This is a genomic window from Nocardioides sp. NPDC057772 (assembly GCF_042798075.1).
Classification (GTDB): Bacteria; Actinomycetota; Actinomycetes; order Propionibacteriales; family Nocardioidaceae; genus Nocardioides.
The window spans coordinates 1-17,355 of the sequence record NZ_JBHVKN010000103.1 but is presented as its reverse complement, the minus strand read 5'-3'; the positions used below and the strand labels follow the sequence as shown (position 1 = coordinate 17,355).

The 17,355-nt window shown below is 68.7% G+C and carries 16 protein-coding genes; 11 read left to right on the top strand and 5 right to left on the bottom strand.

The window, feature by feature from the left end; translation table 11 throughout:
* A partial coding sequence (locus ACFVJS_RS17010) for a DUF3459 domain-containing protein (protein WP_378882445.1) occupies window positions 1-181 on the top strand: 181 nt, incomplete at its 5' end.
* A gap of 21 nt (window positions 182-202) precedes the next feature.
* On the opposite strand, the gene ACFVJS_RS17005 is transcribed toward ACFVJS_RS17010, so the two are convergent.
* On the bottom strand, window positions 203-1,867 hold the full coding sequence (locus tag ACFVJS_RS17005) for an alpha-glucosidase (protein ID WP_378882442.1): 1,665 nt from the start codon (window positions 1,865-1,867) through the stop codon (window positions 203-205).
* A 60-nt stretch (window positions 1,868-1,927) separates the two neighbouring features.
* On the opposite strand from ACFVJS_RS17005, the gene ACFVJS_RS17000 reads away from it, so the two are divergent.
* Both ACFVJS_RS17000 and ACFVJS_RS16995 read left to right on the top strand, forming a co-directional pair.
* Window positions 1,928-2,407: an OsmC family protein gene (locus ACFVJS_RS17000; RefSeq protein WP_378882440.1), complete on the top strand. Its 480-nt coding sequence runs from the start codon at window positions 1,928-1,930 to the stop codon at window positions 2,405-2,407.
* Between the two features lie 52 nt (window positions 2,408-2,459).
* On the top strand, window positions 2,460-4,163 hold the full coding sequence (locus tag ACFVJS_RS16995; protein WP_378882438.1) for an AMP-binding protein: 1,704 nt from the start codon (window positions 2,460-2,462) through the stop codon (window positions 4,161-4,163).
* A gap of 16 nt (window positions 4,164-4,179) precedes the next feature.
* Here ACFVJS_RS16995 and ACFVJS_RS16990 read toward each other — a convergent pair whose 3' ends face one another.
* From ACFVJS_RS16990 to ACFVJS_RS16980, 3 genes are all read right to left on the bottom strand, one after another.
* Complete coding sequence (locus tag ACFVJS_RS16990; RefSeq protein WP_378882436.1) at window positions 4,180-4,947, bottom strand: thioesterase family protein; 768 nt, start codon at window positions 4,945-4,947, stop codon at window positions 4,180-4,182.
* 8 nt (window positions 4,948-4,955) lie between these two features.
* On the bottom strand, window positions 4,956-6,584 hold the full coding sequence (locus ACFVJS_RS16985; protein ID WP_378882433.1) for an AMP-binding protein: 1,629 nt from the start codon (window positions 6,582-6,584) through the stop codon (window positions 4,956-4,958).
* 65 nt (window positions 6,585-6,649) lie between these two features.
* Window positions 6,650-7,966 (bottom strand): MFS transporter, encoded by a 1,317-nt coding sequence (locus ACFVJS_RS16980; RefSeq protein WP_378882431.1) that lies wholly within the window; start codon window positions 7,964-7,966, stop codon window positions 6,650-6,652.
* Window positions 7,967-8,101: 135 nt separating this feature from the next.
* On the opposite strand from ACFVJS_RS16980, the gene ACFVJS_RS16975 reads away from it, so the two are divergent.
* From ACFVJS_RS16975 to ACFVJS_RS16950, 6 genes are all read left to right on the top strand, one after another.
* Window positions 8,102-8,989 carry a response regulator transcription factor gene (locus ACFVJS_RS16975; protein WP_378882429.1) on the top strand — a complete coding sequence of 296 codons (888 nt, stop codon included), beginning with the start codon at window positions 8,102-8,104 and terminating at the stop codon, window positions 8,987-8,989.
* A 54-nt stretch (window positions 8,990-9,043) separates the two neighbouring features.
* A complete protein-coding gene (locus ACFVJS_RS16970) occupies window positions 9,044-9,979 on the top strand; it encodes a helix-turn-helix domain-containing protein (RefSeq protein WP_378882426.1) in 936 nt (311 codons plus the stop codon).
* A gap of 117 nt (window positions 9,980-10,096) precedes the next feature.
* Window positions 10,097-12,502: a molybdopterin cofactor-binding domain-containing protein gene (locus tag ACFVJS_RS16965; RefSeq protein WP_378882423.1), complete on the top strand. Its 2,406-nt coding sequence runs from the start codon at window positions 10,097-10,099 to the stop codon at window positions 12,500-12,502.
* 14 nt (window positions 12,503-12,516) lie between these two features.
* Window positions 12,517-12,999 carry a (2Fe-2S)-binding protein gene (locus ACFVJS_RS16960; RefSeq protein ID WP_378882421.1) on the top strand — a complete coding sequence of 161 codons (483 nt, stop codon included), beginning with the start codon at window positions 12,517-12,519 and terminating at the stop codon, window positions 12,997-12,999.
* 32 nt (window positions 13,000-13,031) lie between these two features.
* Window positions 13,032-13,595: a flavoprotein gene (locus ACFVJS_RS16955; RefSeq protein WP_378882418.1), complete on the top strand. Its 564-nt coding sequence runs from the start codon at window positions 13,032-13,034 to the stop codon at window positions 13,593-13,595.
* 708 nt (window positions 13,596-14,303) lie between these two features.
* Window positions 14,304-15,557 (top strand): site-specific integrase, encoded by a 1,254-nt coding sequence (locus tag ACFVJS_RS16950; RefSeq protein ID WP_008359946.1) that lies wholly within the window; start codon window positions 14,304-14,306, stop codon window positions 15,555-15,557.
* Between the two features lie 5 nt (window positions 15,558-15,562).
* Here the strand turns inward: ACFVJS_RS16950 and ACFVJS_RS16945 are convergent, their stop codons facing one another.
* Window positions 15,563-15,772: a helix-turn-helix domain-containing protein gene (locus tag ACFVJS_RS16945; protein ID WP_008359944.1), complete on the bottom strand. Its 210-nt coding sequence runs from the start codon at window positions 15,770-15,772 to the stop codon at window positions 15,563-15,565.
* 157 nt (window positions 15,773-15,929) lie between these two features.
* Here ACFVJS_RS16945 and ACFVJS_RS16940 point away from each other — a divergent pair, with 157 nt between their 5' ends.
* Window positions 15,930-16,565 (top strand): methyltransferase domain-containing protein, encoded by a 636-nt coding sequence (locus tag ACFVJS_RS16940; protein ID WP_328530686.1) that lies wholly within the window; start codon window positions 15,930-15,932, stop codon window positions 16,563-16,565.
* A gap of 241 nt (window positions 16,566-16,806) precedes the next feature.
* The gene (locus tag ACFVJS_RS16935; RefSeq protein WP_378882415.1) at window positions 16,807-17,217 is read left to right on the top strand and encodes a hypothetical protein; all 411 of its coding nucleotides are present in this window, start codon (window positions 16,807-16,809) and stop codon (window positions 17,215-17,217) included.
* Window positions 17,218-17,355 lie beyond the last annotated feature (138 nt).

Below are 17,355 nucleotides of genomic sequence, written 5' to 3'. Positions count from 1 at the left end.
GCGGTTCCTCGACATGGCAGACGACGTGATCGCCTTCCGACGTGGCCGGCTCACCGTCGTCCTCAACTGCGGCGCGGTGCCGACGCCCTTGCCCCCGGGCGAGGTCGTGATCTGCAGCGGCGAGCCGGTCGCCGCCGAGCTGCCGCCGGACTCCGCGGTCTGGCTGCTCGGCGACGGCTGAGCCAGCTCGGGCGAGCCCGGCTCAGCGGCGGTAGACCCTGGACTCCCACGGCGCCATCACCGGACCGTGGCCGGAGCCGATCACGAGATCGCCACGACATTCCTCGGCGAGCTCGCCCAGGTCGGCCTCGGCGCCGCTGAAGTTGGCGAGCACGGCCAGCTGACCGCTCTCGTGGCGACGGCGGAAGGCGAAGACCTGCGGATGGCTGTCGGTCAGCAGGGTGAAGTCGCCGTCGACCACGGCAGGGTCCTCGTGCCGCAGCTGGATCAGCCGGCGGTAGTGCGAGAGCACCGAGTCGGGGTCGTCTCGCTGCGCCGCGACGTTGATCTCCGTGTGGTTCGGGTTCACCGCGAGCCACGGCGTGCCAGTGGTGAAGCCGGCGTTGGGGGAGTCGTCCCACTGCATCGGCGTACGCCCGTTGTCGCGGGACATCGCCCGCAGCGAGCGCATCACGTCCTCGGGCTCCACGCCCAGGGCGATCGCCTCGTGGTAGTAGTTCACCGCCTCCACGTCGTCGAACTCGTCGATCGATGCGAACGGGTAGTTCGTCATCCCGATCTCGTCGCCCTGATAGACGAACGGGGTGCCTCGCTGCAGGTGCAGGACGGTGGCGAGCAGCTTGGCCGACTCCGTGCGCCAGCGGTCGTCGTCGCCGTACCGCGACACGACCCTCGGCTGGTCGTGGTTGTCCCAGTAGAGGCTGTTCCAGCCGACGTCAGCGAGCCCGGTCTGCCAGGCCGCGAGCCGTTCACGGAGCCGACCGAGGTCGAAGGGACGTACGTCCCACTTGAAGGTGCCGTGGTCGATCTCGACGTGCTCGTAGTGCAGGACCATGTCGAGCTCACGGCGTGCCGGATCGGTGTACTTCCGGCCCTCCTCGACCGTCGTCTCCCCGGTCTCGCCGACCAGCAGCAGGTCGCGGTCCTCGTAGCGGTCGAAGACCTCCCGGTGCATCTCGGCGAGGAACTCGTGGACGCGCGGCCCGTCGAGCACCGAGGCGCGCATGTTGCCGTAGCGCTGCCCCGGCATGACCGGTGCCTCCGGGAGATCCGGGTCCTTGGAGATCAGGTTCACCACATCCATCCGGAAGCCGTCGATGCCGCGGTCCAGCCACCAGCGCATGATGTCGTACACCGCGTGCCTGACCTCGGGGTTCTCCCAGTTCAGGTCCGGCTGCTTCCGGGTGAACAGGTGCAGGTAGTAGGCGGCCCTGCCCTCGCTGTAGGTCCAGGCCGGCCCGGAGAAGAACGACCCCCAGTTGTTGGGCTCGTCGCGCCACCAGTACCAGTCGCGCTTGGCGCTCTCCGGGCTCGAGCTCGAATCGACGAACCACGGGTGCTCGTCGGAGGTGTGGTTCGCGACGAGATCCATCACCAGCTTCATCCCGCGCTCGTGGAGCTCGGCGATCAGTGCGTCGAGCTCGGCCAGCGTCCCGTACGCCGGGTCGACATCGAGATAGTCGCTGACGTCGTAGCCGTTGTCGGCCATCGGCGAGGGGTAGACCGGGGAGATCCACAGCACGTCGACCCCGAGCCACTCGAGGTGGTCGAGGCGCTCCCTGATCCCGCGCAGGTCGCCCACCCCGTCGCCGTTCCCGTCGGCGAAGCTGCGCGGGTAGACCTGGTAGACGACCGCGGATCGCCACCAGCCCGGTCCGGTACGTCCAGAGGGTTCGATAACGGTCATGGCGTAGGCGGTAACCGGGCGAAGCGCGGTGCATACTCGACCCGGCGCTAGCGTGTGCGCATGGTACTGACCCACGACTACACGGTCTCGGTGGAGTGGACGGGCAACCGTGGCACCGGGACGAGCGGCTACCGCGACTACACCCGCGACCACGTCGTACGCATCGAGGGACTGCCCGACATCCTCGGCTCCTCCGACCCGACGTTCCGGGGCGACGCGAGCCGGCACAACCCCGAGCAGCTGCTGCTGACCTCGCTGGCGCAGTGCCACATGCTCTCCTACCTGCACCAGGCGGTGACGGTGGGCATCGTCGTCATCGACTACCACGACGCCGCGACCGCGACCATGGAGACGCAGGGGACCGGCGGCCGGTTCACCCGGGCCGTGCTCCACCCGGTCGTCACCGTGACCGACGAGTCCATGATCGAGGCCGCCACCTCCGCGCACCACCAGGCCCACCTGGACTGCTTCATCGCGAGCAGCGTGAACTTCCCGGTCGACGTCGAGCCGACCGTCATCGTCGGTGGGCTGACGCGGTAGACCCCTCTTCCGGGGGTAGGGCGGGAGTCGTCGCCGCCACGAAGATGCCGTCATGACGAGTACGACTTCGACGGATGCCCTGCTTGCTGCCCGCGATGCGCTGATCGCCCAGCGCCTCGACTACGCCGGGGCGCTCGACACCTTCCGCTGGCCCGACGTCGGGGAGAGCTTCAACTTCGCCCACGACTGGTTCGACCCGATGGCGCGGGGCAACGAGGCTCCGGCGCTGGTCATCGCCGAGCCGGACGGGTCGCGGGTTGCGTACTCCTTCGACGAGCTGGCCCGTCGCTCGAACGCGGTGGCGCGCTACCTCCAGCGGCTCGGTGTCGGTCGAGGCGACAGCGTGGTCGTCATGCTCGGCAACCAGGTCGAGCTGTGGGAGACGATGCTGGCGGCGATGAAGGTCGGCGCCGTCCTGATGCCGACGACGACGGCGGTCGGCACGGCGGAGCTGGTCGACCGGCTCGCGCGGGGCCAGGCTAAGGCGGTGGTCTGCAACGCCGAGGACACCGGCAAGTTCGACGGCGTCCCCGGCGACTACGTCCGGATCTGCGTGGGGGAGCAGGAGGGCTGGCACGGGTACGCCGCGGCCGCCGAGGAGAGCCAGGAGTCGCTCGAGCACCCCGGCAACGCCACGACCGACGCACTGCTGCTCTACTTCACCAGCGGCACCACGAGCCGGCCGAAGCTGGTCGAGCACACCCACTACACCTACCCGGTCGGGCACCTGTCGACGATGTACTGGCTCGGGCTCCGCCCCGGCGACGTGCACATGAACATCTCCAGCCCGGGCTGGGCCAAGCACGCCTGGTCCAACTTCTTCGCCCCCTGGCTCGCGGGAGCGACCGTCTTCGTGCTCAACTACACGCGCTTCGAGGCGGCCACGCTGCTTCAGCGGATCCGTGAGGAGCACGTCACCAGCATGTGCGCCCCACCGACGGTGTGGCGGATGCTGATCCAGGCCGACCTCAGCGGCGGGTGCGGCTCGCTGCGCGAGGCGATCAGCGCGGGGGAGCCGCTCAACCCCGAGGTCATCAGCCAGGTACGCCAGGCCTGGGGCCTCACCATCCGGGACGGCTTCGGGCAGACCGAGATGACCGCGACGATCGCCAACAGCCCCGGCCAGCCGGTCCGTCCGGGCTCGATGGGGCGCCCGCTCCCCGGCGTCCCCGTCGTGCTGGTCGACCCGATCGAGGGCACCGTGATCGACGGCCCGGGTGAAGGCGAGCTCTGCCTCGACCTCTCCGCACGGCCCGCCACCCTGATGACCGGCTACCGCGACGACGAGAAGCGCACCGCCGACGCGATGCGCGGCGGCTTCTTCCACACCGGCGACGTCGCCAGCCGCGACGCGGACGGCTACATCACCTACGTCGGTCGCACCGACGACGTCTTCAAGGCCTCCGACTACAAGGTCTCGCCCTTCGAGCTCGAGTCGGTCCTGATCGAGCACCCCGCGGTGGCCGAGGCGGCGGTCGTCCCCGCCCCGGACCCGGTGCGGCTCGCGGTGCCCAAGGCGTACGTCTCCCTCACGGCCGGCCACGAGCCGACCGCCGAGACCGCCCGGGCCATCCTCGAGTTCGCCCGCGACCACCTGCCGCCCTACCTGCGGGTGCGTCGCCTGGAGTTCTTCGACCTGCCCAAGACGATCTCCGGGAAGATCCGACGCGTCGAGCTCCGGGGCCGGGAGCAGGACATCGTCGACCAGCGGCCGCCGGGCGAGCACCGCTACGAGGACTTCTTCTCCCGCAGCTGAGACCTCGAGCGGGGCGTCACGGACGCACGGTCAGGCACTGCGTACTGATGCCGAAGGCGCCCTGCTCGTCGTGGAGCACGGTGGTCGTCACGCCCGCGCCCTCCGGGCCGAAGGAGACGGTCGTGTCGAGCCCCAGCCAGCCGGCGGCCGGGGCCCGGAAGAGGTGCGCGGTGAGGTCGAGGTTGGGGAAGCTGACGTCCTTCGGGTGGACCCGGACGGCGACGCCGTTGGTGATGTCGAGCAGCCCGGCGACCTGGGCCAGCCGGCTCACCTCCTCGCCGGCGACGAGCGGATGAGGCGTACGCACCCACGACTGCGCCCGCCCGGGGCCGAGGTCGCGGCGGCGCACCTCGACGGAGGCGATGAAGCCTCCGTCCCACAGCGAGGTCATGTCCCAGGCGGGCACCGCGTCCGGCGCGGGCATGGCCTCGTGATGGGTGCCGGAGAGCTCGCCGGTCGGGTAGCCGGCGGTCAGCCAGGCGCGCAGCAGCACGACGGGCCGGCCGCCGTGGCAGGCTCGCGCCTCGACGAGCTCGATCGTGCGGCCGGCACGAAGGACGGTGACCTCGACGTCGACCGGCTCGAGCGGGATCGTGCCGAGGATGTCGTAGCTGATCCGGGTGACCTGGAGCCCGTCGTCACGGCGGGCGTCGCGGTCCTGTTCGACCTCGTGCGCGAGCACGCCGAGGAGGGTGGCGATGTGCTGCGTGTCCGGGTCCCAGGCGCCACCGACGTGCTCCGTCGGCGTGAAGGTGCTCCGGCCGGTGCGGTGCCAGTAGCCCATCCGGCGGCTCAGAGGCCGAGCAGCGCGACGCTCTGCTCGCGCATGTCGATCTTGCGGACCTTGCCGGTCACCGTCATCGGGAACTCGTCGACGATGAGGACGTAGCGCGGCGACTTGTAGTGCGCGAGCTTGCCGTGGGCGAAGGCGCGGACGGCATCGGCGTCCAGCGGCTCGGCGCCGGGGCGCATCCGGATCCAGGCGCAGAGCTCCTCGCCGTACTTCTCGTCCGGAACACCGACCACCTGGGCCTCGGCGATGTCGGGGTGGGTGAAGAGGAACTCCTCGATCTCGCGCGGGTAGATGTTCTCCCCGCCGCGGATGACCATGTCCTTGATCCGCCCCACGACCACGCAATAGCCGTCCTCGCGCATGACGGCCAGGTCGCCGGTGTGCATCCAGCCGTCGGCGTCGATCGCCTCGGCGGTCTTGGTCTCGTCGTCCCAGTAGCCGAGCATCACCGAGTATCCGCGGGTGCAGAACTCGCCCGCGGTGCCGCGGGGGACGACCTCACCGGTGGCCGGGTCGACGATCTTGATCTCGACGTGCGGCGCGGCGCGGCCGATCGTCTCGGTGCGCCGCTCGAGGTCGTCGTCCGTGCGGGTCTGGCAGGAGACGGGCGAGGTCTCGGTCATCCCGTACGCGATCGCGACCTCGCTCATGTGCATCTCGCTCACGCACCGCTTCATGACCTCGATCGGGCACAGCGCGCCGGCCATGATCCCGGTGCGCAGCGTCGAGAGGTCGAACGAGGCGAACTCGGGGTCGTCCTGCATGGCGATGAACATCGTCGGCACGCCGTAGAGCGCCGTGCACCTCTCGTCCTGGACCGTCTGCAGCGTCGTACGCGGGTCGAAACCGGGGCCGGGGATCACCATGGTCGCGCCGTGGGTGGTGCAGCCGAGGTTCGCCATCACCATGCCGAAGCAGTGGTAGAACGGCACCGGGATGCAGAGCCGGTCCTCCTCGGTGAAGTGGATCGTCTCGGTGACGAAGAAGCCGTTGTTGAGGATGTTGCGGTGCGACAGCGTCGCGCCCTTCGGGAAGCCGGTGGTCCCCGACGTGTACTGGATGTTGATCGCGTCGTTCGGGTCCAGCGGGTAGTCGACATGGTCGGCCAGCCGCTCGCCACGGCCCGCGGCCAGCAGGGCGTCCCACTCCGGCGTACCCAGGAAGATCGTCTTCTCCAGCGCGCCGCAGTCCGCCTCGACCTCGCTGACGAGCTTGACGTAGTCGCTGGTCTTGAAGGCGGTCGCGCTGATCAGCAGCCGCACGCCGGACTGGTTGAGCGCGTAGGCGAGCTCGTGGGTGCGGTAGGCCGGATTGATGTTGACCAGGATCGCGCCGATCTTCGCGGTGGCGAACTGGACCATCGTCCACTCGGCGCAGTTGGGGGCCCAGATTCCGACCCTGTCACCCTTGCCGATCCCCGCCTTGCGGAGCCCGACCGCCAGCGCGTCCACCTCCGTGTTCAGCGCGGCGTACGTCCAGCGGCGGCCGGTGGCGATCTCGACGAGCGCCTCGCGGTCGCCGTGGCGAGCGACGGTGCGCTCGAAATTGGCTCCGATCGTCTCCTCGAGCAGCGGAACGTCGATGTCGCCACGGGCCGACGATGCGGTAAACGATGAGGTCTCGGTCATGCCGCGAGCATGACCGAGACCGTGGTGGTGGTCCCACCCCCGAAGGGGGGTGAGCGAGTACCGGATCAGGCGGGGGCGGGCTCCGCGTCGAGCTCGACGCGGCTGGTCTCCTTGGCGACCAGCAGGCACACGACGCTCAGCAGGGCCAGCGCGGTGAGGAAGTAGGCGATCCCGTCGGTGCCCCACCGCGACAGCAGGTCCTCGGCGATGACCAGCGGGACGGCGCCGCCGAGGATGCCGGCGATGTTGTAGCCCAGACCGGCGCCGGTGTAGCGGTACTTCGCCTGGAACGTCTCGGGCAGGAACGCCGCGATCGGGCCGTAGTTGAGACCGAGCACGCACAGCAGCAGGCTGTTGCCGAGCGCGAAGCTCGCGAAGCTGCCCGGCTGCATGACGCCGAAGGCCAGGGGGCCCGCCACGACGCCGAAGGCGGCGCCGAGGAGCAGGACCGTACGCCGGCCGAGCACGTCGGAGAGCCAGGCGGAGACGATGACCGTCACGCTCATCGCGAACGCGGCGACGATGACACCGAGCAGGGCCTGGGTCATGCTCAGCCCGAGGGTGCCGACGGCGTGGGCGACCATGAAGCTGGCGCCGGTGTAGAAGGCGCCGAAGACGATCGCCATGATGCCGCCGCCGAGCAGCACCTGGCGCCACTGGTCGCGGATGCAGCCGACGAACGGCAGGGCGCTGCGGGTGCCTGCCGACTGCACCTTCTTGAACGAGGGGGTCTCGGCGATGTTGAGTCGGACCCAGAGACCGACGCCGATCAGCACGGCGCTGGCCAGGAACGGGATGCGCCAGCCCCAGGCGGCGAAGGCGTCGGGCTCCATCAGCCGGAAGGTGGTCAGCATGGCTCCGGCCGCGATGATCAGACCCAGGCTGGGACCGAGCTGCGGGAACATGCTGTAGCGGCCGCGCTGGCCGTGGGCGGCGTACTCCGTGGTCAGGAGGGCGGCGCCGGCCCACTCGCCGCCGAGCGCGATGCCCTGTAGTGCCCGCAGCACGACCAGGATCACCACGGCGCTCTTGCCGATCGTCTCCACGCTCGGGATGAGACCGATCGCGAACGTCGAGGTGCCCATGATGAGCAGCGTCGTGATCAGCGTTGCCTTGCGGCCGATCCTGTCGCCGTAGTGGCCGAAGAGGATCGCGCCGAGGGGACGGAAGACGAACGCGACGCCGAAGGTCGCGATCGAAGCCAGGGTGCCTTCGGGGCCTCCCATGGACGGGAAGAAGATGGCGTTGAACACCAGGGCTGCGGCGAGTCCGTAGATGAGGAAGTCGTAGAACTCGATGGTGGTGCCGGTCAGTGACGCCGTCGCGACGCGGCGCATGGTGCGCCCGTCGACCTCGGCTCGGTTAGCCGCGATTTGGGCCATGATCGTGCCTCCTACTCGGATTGGTGCACCGAGTGTTGGGGCAGTCACAACATGTCCGATACCCCCGGACGAGTGCCCTCGAAAGAGGGGGTGTGCCTCTTGTTGCCTGTGATGATCGTCACTTACGCTCACGTCATGAGCACCAGCACCATCGCCGCAGAGGCGCCCTACGACGGGTCCCGGATCGCCCAGACGCTGGCCTCGTTCCGGAACGCGTCGGGGCTGGATCTCGCCTTCGGCGGCCCGGTCCGCGGTGACGGCACGGCCATCGACATCACCGCGACCTGCGGTGCGAAGGGCGTCTCGCTGCGCGGTCTGCGGGTCGTCAACGGGGAAGGCCTGGGCGGGAAGACCCTGCAGACCCGTCAGCCTGGCTCCGTCGACCACTACTACAGCGCTCGCGGGATCACCCACCTCTACGACACCGCCGTCGCCCAGGAGCAGATCCAGACCGTCGCGGCCCTGCCGATCCTGGTCGACCGGACCCCGAGGATGCTCATCTACCTCGCCTCCCGGTCACGGATCGGCCTCGGTGGCGTCTGGTTCGACGCGCTGCGACCACTGATCCGCACCCTCGAGCGGGAGATCCTCATCGACGACGAGGTGCGCAACCGGCTCTCCCGGCTGGCGCCCGCGCCCCGTCCTGCCCCGAGCGCGGTCGACGCCGCGGCGAAGCGGGATCTCGCCGAGCGCCGGGAGATGGCCGCCGAGCTCACCGACCTGGCCGGCCAGGTGATGGACCCGGACGTACGCAGCCGGCTGGAGGCCATGGTGCTGCGGCTCAACGGCACGGCGGGGGAGCGCAAGCCGGCGCAGCTGGCACCCGTCGTGCGGCTTGCGGCCCGCGAGATCGACGTGCTTCGCCAGGTGGCGCTCGGGAGCAGCAACCGCGAGGCCGCCGAGGCCCTCGGGATCGTGGAGAGCACCGTGAAGTCCTACCTCAAGAGCGCGACCCGCAAGCTCAACGCCAACAACCGGGTCCACGCCGTGCGGATGGCGCGCGAGGCCGGCCTCATCGACTGACGCCGCCCTCCTACGGGGGTACCGCCCGACGAGCCGGGTGCGCAGTATCTCGGCATGACGCATGGTGACTCGGGCGGAGTGTCGGAGAGGTGGCGTACCGCGCTCGCGGATGCCTTCGCAGGACTGCAGGCGGAGCGGCTGCCACCTGGGCAGAACGTGCTGCTGGGCCCGCTGGCCGGCGCGATCGAGCACGCGAGCCTGGGACGCGTCGACGCGTTCCGGGTCGGCGGCACCCCGCAGGTCGTACGCCGCACCCGCCGTTCACTCGCCGACGTACCCGACGAGCCGTTCAAGGTGTGCGTCCAGCGCCACGGGCGGTCCGTCGTCCGGCAGGGCGGCACCGAGATCGTGCTGAGGCCCGGGGACATCGCGATCTACGACACCAGCCGCCCCTACGAGCTGCGCTTCGACGAGCGGTGGGAGGTTCTTGCGATGACGCTTCCGCGCCGTGCGCTCGCCGCGTCGGACTCGGTCATCGAACGGTCGATGTCGCACGGCTGGACCGCGGCCGACGGCCGGACCGGCGTACTCGGGCATCTGCTCGGCAGCGCGGTCCGGGACACGCCGCAGCCCGGAGGAGCGACGCACCTGGGCGAGGCCGCGATCCAGCTGCTCTCGAGCCTCGTCGGCGGAGAGAACCAGGCCGACCCGGGAGAGGCGCTCCGGGCCCGCGTGATCGCTCACGTGGAGGCGCACGCCTCCGATCCCGACCTCAGCCACGACGCCGTCGCGGCCGCTCACGGGCTCTCGCCACGCAGCCTTCACCGGCTCTTCGAGGGCCAGCCGCGCTCCGCGATGGCGCATCTGCGCGAGTTCCGCCTGCTCGCGATCCGGGACGCGCTGCTCGACCCGGCCCAGGCCTCCCGCTCGACCGCGACGATCGCGAGCCGCTGGGGATTTCCCGACCCGTCCCACTTCGCCCGGACCTTCCGGTCCCGCTTCGGGGTCACGCCTGGCGCGCTCCGTAAAGGCTCCCTGACCCCGGTGTGAGCCGATCGTCCGAGCTGGCGCGGAAAGTCAACGAAGTTGGCGTTCCAGGGCGACACAGGTGTGACGCGTCACACATAACGTGACCTGGACCCGACCGGACCAACGGAGGAAAGCGCCTTGTCAACACATCCCGAGACGTCATCAGGCCTGTCGGTAGCGGGCCTCGCCGAGCACGAGATCGACCGCCGCCGCTTCGTCGGCTACCTCCTGGCAGCGGCCACCGTCACCGGCGCCGCCCAGATCGGCATCGGCCTCGGCACCCCGGCGGCGGCGGTCGTCCCGGGCGTACCGCAGCCGGCCGACCTCTACGACCTCAACGACCTGCTGACCGATGCCGCCCGCCCCACGGCGAACCTGATCCAGGTCGTCGTCGAGAAGGACGGCACCGCGTCGTTCGAGCTGCCCCGCGCCGAGGTCGGCCAGGGCATCACCACCTCGATCGCGATGCTGATCGCCGAGGAGCTCGACCTGCCGCTCGGCAAGGTGAACGTCACCCTGTCCAAGGCGCGTCCCGAGCTGATCTGGAACCAGATGACGGGTGGCTCCAACACGATCCACGCGATGTACACGCCCGTACGTGTGGCCGCGGCCATCGCCCGCCGCGCGCTGCTCGACGCCGCGGCGATCGCGCTCGCACAGCCCCACGACACCCTCTCCGTCTACGAGGGCGTGATCACCGCCCCCGGTGGCGCCTCGATCTCCTACGGCGAGCTCGCCACCTCGGCGGCCGCCCTGGTGACGAAGGTCGTCGACGTCGACCTCAAGCCGAAGTCCGACTTCGCGATGATCGGCACCCCGCGGCGCCGCAAGGACGCCCTGGACGCGGTCACCGGGAAGAAGCAGTTCGCGATGGACCTCGATGTCCCCGACGCCCTGCCGGCGATGGTGTGCCGCGCCCCCGAGCACAACGGCACCGTACGGTCCGTACGCAACAAGGCTGAGGTCGAGGCGATGCCGGGTGTGACGCACGTCGTCACGATCCCGACCGGCGTCGCCGTACGCGCCGGCACCTTCGGCCAGTGCATCAACGCCGTCCGTGCCCTCGACGTCGAGTGGAACCCCGGCACCGTGAGCGGCAGGTCCGACGCCGACGTCCTCGAGGAGCTCCGCGGCATCCAGCGCCCGATGGCGGTGCCGAACGTGCAGGAGCTACTCGGCACCGTGACCGACGCCGTGGGTGGTCTGACCGGCGGCCTCACCGCCGCCGACGTCAAGACGCTCGACACCGACTTCGTCTTCTACACCCGTAGCGGCTCACCGCTGGAGACCAACTGCGCGGTCGCCGACGTCCGCGACGACAAGGCGACGATCTGGGCCGGTTCGAAGACCCCGATCGTGGCCGCCGAGGCCATCGCGCTCGAGCTCGGACTTCCGCCGACGGCCGTGACGTTCAACGTCGTCGAGTCCGGCGGCTCCTTCGGCCGCAAGCTCTTCTGGGACGCCGCCCTGGAGGCTGCCCTCGTGTCGCAGAAGTGCCAGGCGCCGGTCCGGCTGATGTGGCACCGTGCCGACGAGCCCCGCCAGGGCCGCAACCATCCGATGGCGACCTCCCGGGTGCGTACGGTCTGGGCGGGGGACAACATCCTCTCCGTCGAGCAGCAGCACACCTGCACCGCCACCGACTACCGCCACGGCTTCGGCGAGATCCTGACCTCGACCGCCATCTCCCTCCCGGCGGGTGTGAGCAACCTGGGCGTCTCGGAGACCATCTTCGTGACCTCCCAGCAGGTGCCGTACGACTTCGGGGTCACCACCCAGGGGCTCATGGAGACAACCAGCAAGGCGATCAACTCCGGCGCGGTCCGCAACGTCTACTCGCCCGACGTACGCGCGGCACTCGAGCTGACGATCGACCAGGTCGCGAAGAAGATGCGGCTGAACCCGGTCGAGTTCCGCCTGAAGTACGCCAAGGAGGACCGTCTGCGCCGCGTCATCAAGCAGGTGGCGGCCGCCGGCAACTGGGGCAGGTCGATGCCGGCCGGCATGGCCCAGGGCATCGCGGTGCACCAGGAGTACAAGGGCTACTCCGCCTGTCTGGTCGAGATCGACTGCCGCCCGGAGACCGTCAACCGGAAGATCTACAACGCCGTCACCGGTCCCCGGGTCACCAAGGTCACCTTCGCCATCGACTGCGGAGAGGTCATCAACCCCAAGGGCGTCGAGGCGCAGATGCAGGGCGGGATCATGGACGGCATCGCGCTCGCGCTGACCGCCAGCACCCACCTGGAGGACGGTCACTACCTCGAGGCCAGCTGGGACAACTACTTCTACACGCGGCAGTGGAACACCCCACCCGACGTACGCGTCTTCGTCATGGATCCGGTCACCGACATCCCCGGCGGTGCGGGGGAGGCCGGGGTCGCAGCCTCGTTCGCCGCGGTGGCCTGCGCCTACGCCCGGGCGACCGGCACCACGCCGACCTCCTTCCCGATCAACCACCACGACCCGATCTCGTTCGAGGTGAAGTCGTTCGTCCCGCCCGTGCCCGCCTCGCCGACCGACGGCCTCAGCTACACCTACTGAACAGGGGAAAGAGCATGCCCAACTACACCTTCAAGCTCAACGGGGAGAAGGTCACGGTCGACGTCGAGGACAGCGAGCGCCTGCTGTGGGTGCTGCGTGACGTGCTCGGCGTGCGTGGCCCGAAGTACGGCTGTGGGATCAACGTCTGCAAGGCCTGTACGTCCCACATCAACGGCAAGGCGTTCAACCCGTGCGCCACCCCGATCAGCGCCCTCGACGAGGACGACGAGGTCACCACGATCGAGGGCCTCGCCGACACCGTCCCCGGCGACGGCCTGCACCCGATGCAGGAGGCCTGGCTCGACGCCGACGTCGCCCAGTGCGGCTACTGCCAGCCCGGCCAGATCATGGCCGCGGTCGCGACGGTCAACAAGGCGCACGCCGAGGGCCGCTCAGTCACCGACGCCGACATCGACGAGATCCGCAACATCTGCCGCTGCGGCACCTACGTCCGGATCCGGGAGGCGATCAAGGCCGGCGCGGGCAAGATGGGCTGAATCCGCGGGCCCTGGTCACGTACGCTCACGGGGTGGCCATCATCGGAGTCATCGCCTGCGCCGCAGGCGGTGTGGAGCAGCTGTGCGACGAGCTGGTCACCCCGCTGGTGCACGCCGGCCACCAGGTGCCGGTGACCCTGACGCCCACGGCATTCACCTGGCTCAGCGCGAACGGGGAAGCCGACCGCATCGAGGCGGCCACCGGCTTCCCCGTACGCGGCGCGAGCCGCCTGCCCTGGGAGCCACGCACCCACCCGGCACAGCTCGACGTCATCGTCGTCGCCCCGGCGACGTTCAACAGCACCGCGAAGATCGCCCTCGGCCTGGCCGACAACCAGGCGCTCACGGTCGTCACCGAGAGCCTCACGACCGTCCCCGTCGTGCTTGTCCCGCTCATCAACGCCGCCCACGCCGAGCACCCCGCGTGGGCGTCCCACCTGGCCGCCCTCCGCGCCGCCGGCGTACACCTCATCGAGGGCCCTGACGTGTGGCCGCTCCACCCACCCCGCCAGATGCCACCGGAGCAGAAACTGCCGTGGAAGGCGATCGTCGAGGCCGCCGAGCGAGGAATCAGATCAGACGAACGGCGCGCGTGACCACGGACGCCGCCACGGATGCCAGCCGTGGCAACCGAGAAGAGATCGGCTGTCGCCCGCATCCCAGCTCACGACACACCAGGGAGCGCCGAGCGGTTCCCGTTGGACGAAGGCCGTCGACCAGGCACCGGCCCGCCGGGGGCGTAACGCTCTGTCGACAGCTGGTCGGCGGAGACCCACTCCGTCGACCAGTCAGTCGGCGTTGTCATGCGCACGATCTGAGCCCACCACACGTACTTGCCGAACTGATCTGCCGGTGAGTGCGCCCAGGCCAGGAGGAACACCGGGTCTCCTTCGCTTCCCGGCGAGGGCGACAGGTGCCGCCAGCAGTGCCGCGCCTCCGGACGGGGCACGATGATCGGTGGCTCAAGGCCGGGCGGCTTCGAGGAACCTGGCGTGCGGGTCATGAATCGATCATACGTTCGATTCGGTCCGAGTTGATCTCCGGGTAGGGCGCCGGCCTCGCCGGGACGCAATGAAAGAACCCCGCCTGATGCTCAGGCGGGGTTCTCGGTGGTGGACGATACTGGGTTTGAACCAGTCCGCCCTGGATGACGCCTTTGTGCTGGTCGGCAGCGTGAACGTACCTTCTGATCAGGGAAAACACATCGCTGCGTTTCGGGTCACAAGTGGTCACGACTGGCCAGATCTTGACCCCCAACGGCTACAGAACGGCTACGAAGCCGTTCACGGAATCCAGGGGAGACCATGGTCAAGAAGTCGGCGCAGGGCAAGCGCAAGTTCGGTCAGCTTTATACGTTGGGCAGCGGACGCATCCAGGCGCGCTACACCGGTCCGGACGGCCGGCGCCATCCGGCGCCGATGACCTTCGAAGACAGTGACGCCGCGACGGCGTGGCTCCTGCGTGAGCGTCGCTTGCTCGAGGAAGATCCGACGGGTTGGACGCCGCCTAAGGCACGCGCAGCGAAGAAGAAGTCTCAGGCGGTCACCTTTGGCGCGTTCGCCGAGCGGTGGCTGCTGACGCGCAAGGTCAAGGGGCGACCGCTTGCGGGACGAACGCGTGACCACTACCAGGATCTCCTGGATCGCTTTATCCTCCCGACATTCGAAGAGACGGTCGTCAAGCACATCACGCCCGAGATGGTTGACGACTGGTACGACGCAACTGCTCTGGATACGCCGACCTACCGTGCCCATGCGTACGGCTTGCTGCGAACGATCTTGAAGACCGCGGTCGAGCGCAACGTGATCCCGGCCAACCCGGCTCACGTGAGAGGAGCGGGGTCGGTGAGTGCTGCACACGATGTCGAGACCGCAACGCTGAACGAGGTCGCGACGATCGTTGCCATGATGCCTGCGAAGCAGCGGCTCATGATCTTGCTCGGAGCGTGGTGCTCCAACCGTTACGGCGAGATCGCCGAGCTCAGACGCCGCGACATCGATCTCAAGCGCATGGTGATCCGCGTGCGCCGCGAGGTCGTCTGGGTCAAGGATGCGGACGGACGCTATGTCGCCACGGTGAAGGCGCCGAAGACCGATGCTGGCAGCCGTGACGCTCCGATCCCTCCCCACCTCGTTCCCGATATCAAGGACCACCTCAAGCATCATGCGGCCGACGGTCTCGACGGGCTGCTCTTCCCGAACGCCCAGGGCGGGCAGATCCGTCACAGCACCTTCTACGGCCAGGCGCCGGTCATCGACAAAAAGACGAAGAAGATCCGCCGCAAGGGGCATGGTTGGTACGCCGCCCGCCATGCGGCCGGTCGTCCCGATCTCCACTTCCACGACCTGCGCCACACCGCCCTGACCAATGCTGCGATCGCCGGCGCCACGATCGCTGAACTGATGGCCCTCGCCGGCCACTCGACGCCCGCCGCCGCGATGCGCTACCAGCACGCCGCCCGCGACCGAATGCAGGACCTCGCCAAGCGCCTGTCGGAGATGGCAGTCGGAGAGTTGGGCGCCAACGAGGGCTCGAGCCGATCTGGCAGCGCGGCGTAGGACGGTCACTCCACCCAGCGGGCGCTCGGGACCTGGTGTCCTGATGCCTCCAGGTCAGTCCGCTTGATGCGGATCGCCCTCGGTCCGAAGCGGTACGCAACCAGCGTTCCCGCCGCGATACGCCGGCGAAGGGTCTTGACCGACTGGCCAACGACTTCGGCTGCCTCGGGCAAAGAGAGGTAGATGTCGTGTGTCTGCTTGTGGGCTGTGCGCATGCGGTGCTCCTATCCTCGTGTGCCGACGTTGACGTTCGGCACACAGCTATTAGGTGCTCCATCGGCCCCGATCGACCTCCGTGGGCTCGTCTGGGCGATAGCACAAGCCAGATGAGGCGCCTCTAACTGCTTGCGCAGGTATGCCATGGTGGCACTCGTGAGGATCCCGTTCCCCGAAATCGCGTTGAGGGCGTTCAGTCGCCAGCTCGGCAGTCCTTCAGGTCCCTTGGGAGGCGTGGTCGCACGCATTCTCAACAAGGGCAATCGCACCGCCACTGAATCGGCCGTGAAGGCACTCGACCTGAAGGGCGACGAGGTCGTCGCCGACATGGGGTTCGGTGGTGGGGTCGGGCTTCAGTTGCTCCTTGCGGCGTCCCCGCACGGCAACGTGCTCGGGATCGAACCGTCTGGCGACATGCTCTCACGGGCGAGGCGAACATTCGGCGAGGCGGTGGCTGCAGGACGTCTGGTTCTCCACGAAGCGACGATGTCGTCGCTGCCGGTCGCCGATGGGGAGCTCGATGGCTGGATCAGCCTGAACACGATCTACTTCATCCCCGAGCTGGAACCCGCATTCGCGGAGCTGTCGCGGGTTCTCGCGCCCGATGGCCGCGGCGTGCTCGGCATCGCCGACCCGGACTGGATGGCATCGCAGCCGTTCGTCAAGCAGAACTTCTTACTGCGCTCAGTCGATGACGTCATCGGCCAACTCCAAGAGGCAGGTTTCGCCGTCGAACGGATCGAGCTCGACCGCGATGGATCCTTGTACAACCTCTTGGTCTGTACACACTGAGCACCGCCCCCGTCGTCGGGGTGTGAACGGCGACCCCAGAAGCCGGTTCAAACAAAGGCGACGGGTTGTGCCCTAGGTCACGTCGTGGCGTCAGGGTTTCTTCAGGATCGGCTGCTAACTTGGGCCGCGCCGGACTGTTGAGGATGACGACGCAAGGGGGCGTATGTACTCGGGTGCCAACGCGGCCGTCTCGTCCCGTTTTCGTCGCTTCGCGTTCTCTGCAAGTCAGTCCCGTGTCGTGGTGGCCCTGATGGCGGCCATGGTGTTTGCAGTGCATCTGCTGAGCATGCACAGCGGTCACCACGGAGGTTCCGACCATGGCGTCGTTGAGCCTGTTGCTGAGTCGGTGACTCTGGCAGCGGCCGATCTCGGCGAGAGTGAGCAAGACGCGGTCGGGCATGCGGACGACGGCGCTTGGACCGGTTTCGCCGGTGACGTGGACGCAGTCGCTGTTGAGCATCCTCATGGCGAGTACGAGTGCGGCGAGATCACTCAATCGCGTCTTGGAGTCGCTGCATCGGCGCTGACACCTGCCCTGGGATGCTTGTGGGTCCTCCCTCGCCCCGTGGCGCTCATCCAGTCTCAGGACCCCTTTGATCTGCCGCGGTGGACCCCGCATCCCGTTCGTGAACTCGGAGTGCAGCGGGTCTAGGAGCCGACGTCGTTCGACGACGCCTTCCTAGACCTTTCACGCACCTTTCGACTTCATGAACGAAGGAACTTTGGCATGCCCGAAAACATCCACGACTCCCTGATCACCTGCGTTGGCGATACCCCGCTGCTGCGGTTG

What these genes read in the sequence shown, in the direction of transcription:
- ACFVJS_RS17005 (WP_378882442.1), bottom strand. Translation starts at nt 1,867, where the DNA reads ATGACCGTTATCGAACCCTCTGGACGTACCGGACCGGGCTGGTGGCGA.
- ACFVJS_RS17000 (WP_378882440.1), top strand. Translation starts at nt 1,928, where the DNA reads ATGGTACTGACCCACGACTACACGGTCTCGGTGGAGTGGACGGGCAAC.
- ACFVJS_RS16995 (WP_378882438.1), top strand. Translation starts at nt 2,460, where the DNA reads ATGACGAGTACGACTTCGACGGATGCCCTGCTTGCTGCCCGCGATGCG.
- ACFVJS_RS16990 (WP_378882436.1), bottom strand. Translation starts at nt 4,947, where the DNA reads ATGGGCTACTGGCACCGCACCGGCCGGAGCACCTTCACGCCGACGGAG.
- ACFVJS_RS16985 (WP_378882433.1), bottom strand. Translation starts at nt 6,584, where the DNA reads ATGACCGAGACCTCATCGTTTACCGCATCGTCGGCCCGTGGCGACATC.
- ACFVJS_RS16980 (WP_378882431.1), bottom strand. Translation starts at nt 7,966, where the DNA reads ATGGCCCAAATCGCGGCTAACCGAGCCGAGGTCGACGGGCGCACCATG.
- ACFVJS_RS16975 (WP_378882429.1), top strand. Translation starts at nt 8,102, where the DNA reads ATGAGCACCAGCACCATCGCCGCAGAGGCGCCCTACGACGGGTCCCGG.
- ACFVJS_RS16970 (WP_378882426.1), top strand. Translation starts at nt 9,044, where the DNA reads ATGACGCATGGTGACTCGGGCGGAGTGTCGGAGAGGTGGCGTACCGCG.
- ACFVJS_RS16960 (WP_378882421.1), top strand. Translation starts at nt 12,517, where the DNA reads ATGCCCAACTACACCTTCAAGCTCAACGGGGAGAAGGTCACGGTCGAC.
- ACFVJS_RS16950 (WP_008359946.1), top strand. Translation starts at nt 14,304, where the DNA reads ATGGTCAAGAAGTCGGCGCAGGGCAAGCGCAAGTTCGGTCAGCTTTAT.
- ACFVJS_RS16945 (WP_008359944.1), bottom strand. Translation starts at nt 15,772, where the DNA reads ATGCGCACAGCCCACAAGCAGACACACGACATCTACCTCTCTTTGCCC.